The organism is Flagellimonas olearia (assembly GCF_009184425.1).
Lineage (GTDB): Bacteria > Bacteroidota > Bacteroidia > Flavobacteriales > Flavobacteriaceae > Flagellimonas > Flagellimonas olearia.
On record NZ_WELG01000008.1, the window covers coordinates 1 to 1385 of the forward strand.

Genomic DNA, 1385 nt, shown 5'->3' on the forward strand with positions numbered 1-1385 from the left:
GATTGAATTAGTTCCTTTAGTATATGATACAAGACACTTTTGAACTTTGTACGACGAATTTTGAGGTTCGCCATCCTCTGGCTATTTCCAATTATCCTGTCGGCTATTATCTCCGCCTCAGTTTGATCTTCCGCTTCAGACTGCCATTTTTCACATAATGAATCTATTTCACCCCACAATCCTTCATCCGCCTCCGCATCTTGTTCCGTTAAACTATTGACTTCATGTTGTACATTGTTTAGTTCACGAGAAGGGTCCTCTTCAGGCGGTAGCTCCTGATCTCCTATATGACCTTTATCCTGTTCTCTTTCCACAAACTTAGAAATGTATTCATGAATTATGGAGCACCTAATAACATTCTTCAAGGCGGAGAAGTTTGGGCCAGATGCCCAATATGCTTGACATGAAAACGTGAGAATGAATTTAGTATTATTGTGATATTCTGAGGCAATTTTATTATAATCTCGAAGATAAGAGAAGAATGCAGTGACCTTTGTATTGACAAATGGAGATTCCATGTATCTAAAAAATACGCCTTTAGGCCTTCTGATACCCTTTCCCCTGCGGTTTAGCGTGCCTTTTACATTAATATCTAAACCCTCTCCGATGGTGGCCTTTAACTGACTAATAAATGCAACCGATATAAACTGTGATAATTCTGGGTGATTTATGATTCGATCGACAATTGTATTGTACACTAGTGCAGGATCAGGCCAATCCAGTTCTTTTTCAATTACCGGTGTGTCGTCTGTATTCAGTACATGTCCAACAAATGCAAATGCTAACGTTTTGTATTTCTTATAATTGTCAGGAACTGGAAAAGTCCCCCTTGTCGTCTCGATTACACACCTACTTTCATCGTACACCATAGGTTGGAAGTGCTGCATAATACATTGCTTAATACAAGCAAGCAGTCTCTCGCCATTCATATTTCAGTTATTTTCCATTACAGCTGATGTCATTGTATATCAGCGCTGTAAAAATCTATCTGTTACAGAAGGTTTTCGCGGTTTTTATAAACAAAACTTTCGTTACGAAATCGAGCAATCACCCCAGCTGCGTATTTGGAAATTCGGGAAAAAGTAGAGCAACGCGAGTTGCATTTTTTACACCATAATGCATGATTAACTTCGAGAAGGGATTAAGGCTAATTTCACTAGTATGTTTCAAAAACCTCAATCTGTCCATTGAATGCCTTATAAAACAGCTATAGATTGCATAGAAGAGTTAGCTACTCAATGCTTTTTGTCAAAGCTTACTGATGATGATGTGTCTACTTTCAGGCGGGTCTGTAGTAAGGAGAATGACATTATAAAGCTGGCACTTAGAATTCCACGGACTATAGACTATACTAGTATACTCCGTCTACTGTACGATACACTTCC

Annotated in this window: 1 protein-coding gene; it reads right to left on the reverse strand. The window is 38.7% G+C overall.

All coding sequences use genetic code 11. The features are described 5' to 3' along the window. The coding region (locus F8C76_RS19835) for a hypothetical protein (protein ID WP_249042462.1) at positions 1-869 on the reverse strand (869 nt) is incomplete at its 3' end. Positions 870-1385: the final 516 nt, after the last annotated feature.